The sequence below is a fragment of the Streptomyces maremycinicus genome (assembly GCF_001184025.1).
In the GTDB taxonomy this organism is placed as follows: Bacteria; Actinomycetota; Actinomycetes; order Streptomycetales; family Streptomycetaceae; genus Streptomyces; species Streptomyces maremycinicus.
This window is the reverse complement of sequence record NZ_BBYG01000001.1, coordinates 1-1,486: the sequence shown is the minus strand read 5'-3', so window position 1 is coordinate 1,486 and position 1,486 is coordinate 1. Positions and strand designations below refer to the sequence as shown.

The window sequence follows — 1,486 nt, the reverse complement described above, 5'->3', positions numbered from 1 at the left end:
CCTCTATGTCTTTCGTCAAGCGAGGCGTGGGGTTCTGGGTTCGTAGAAGGTGCCGTCGCGGAGCATCGCGAACAGCACGTTGATCCGCTGGCGGGCCAGGCGGAGAAGGGCCTGGGTGTGGGTCTTCCCGCGGGCTCGGCATCGGTCGTAGTAGGTGCGGGAGGCGGGATCGTGCAGTGCGGCGAACGCGGACAGGAACATCGCGCGCTTGAGCTGCCGGTTGCCGCCTCTGGGGGCGTGTTCGCCGTGGATCGAGGTCCCCGACGACTTGGTCGTCGGGGCGAGGCCGGCATAGGAGGCCAGGTGGGCAGCGGTGGGGAAGCTGGTGCCGTCGCCGACGGTGACCAGCAAGGTGGCGGCGGTCCTGACCGCGACCCCCGGAATCGAGGTCAGGACCGCGGAAAGAGGGTGAGCCTCCAGCAGCAGTCCGATCTGCGCTTCCAGGGCTCGTCGCTGTTCGTGGACGGCCGCGAGCGAGCGGGCCAGCGACGGGATCACGAGGTCGAGGGTGCCGGTGCCCGGGACCACGACGGTCTGCTCGTCGAGTGCATCGAACACCTCGTCGATCAGCCGCTGGGCCATGCGCGGAGCCTTGGGCCGGATCACCTCAACCAGCCTGCGGCGTCCGGCTTTCCGCAGGGAGGCCGGGGATCCGTAGCGTTCCAGCAGCCAGGTCACGGCGGGGTGGTCCAGTCGAGGTCCGAGGACGCGTTCCAGGCTGGGGTGGAACTGGGTGAGCAGGCCGCGTATCCGGTTGGAGGTGCGGGTCGCCTCGGCCGCGAGATCCTGGTCGAAGCCCACCAGCACGGTCAGCTCGGCGGTGATCTCGTCGGTCGGTTCCAGCGAGCGCAGGGTGTGCGGCATGGTCCGGGCCGCGTCGGCGATCACCGCGGCGTCCTTCGCGTCGGTCTTCGCCTCGCCCGGGTAGAGGTCGGCGATCCGGCGCATGGACAGGCCGGGCAGGTAGGCGACCTTGCAGCCGGCGTCCCGGGCGACCGTGAGCGGCAGGGCTCCGATGGAGGCGGGCTGGTCCACGATCACCAGCACGGTGCCGAACTTCGCGGCCAGTTTGTCGAAGACGGCCCGCAGCTTGGACTCGCTGTTGGGCAGCTGCTTGTCGAAGACCTTCTTGCCGGCCGGGGTGAGGCCGTGCCCGTGATGGGCGCTCTTGCCGACGTCCAGGCCGAGCAAGACGCCCACGTCGTCGATGTCGTCCAACCCATCCTCCCGAGCGGGGTTCGTGCGGTGCTGGCCAGGGCTTCGGCGTCGTATGCGCGCATCCACGTTATGCAGACCTGCCGCCCGCAAGCGGCCGGGCATTGCGCCAGGCCAGGCGGTAGTCGGACCTCTCATCAGCGTCTCCAACGGCGCCTCCCGGGCCCGGTGACACCACCCCCCGGGTCATCCGTTCGACAGGGGGGAACAGTCATGCCGGGCCCGGAGGCCAGCGGTCCTCTTGCAGGACCGCGGAAAACATAACGGGGGG

1 protein-coding gene is annotated in these 1,486 nt (G+C 69.7%); it reads right to left on the bottom strand.

The features are described 5' to 3' along the window. Positions 1-15: 15 nt before the first annotated feature. Entirely contained in the window at positions 16-1,218 is a 1,203-nt protein-coding gene (locus tag AOQ37_RS00005) for an IS110 family RNA-guided transposase (protein WP_062639864.1), read from the bottom strand. Positions 1,219-1,486: the final 268 nt, after the last annotated feature.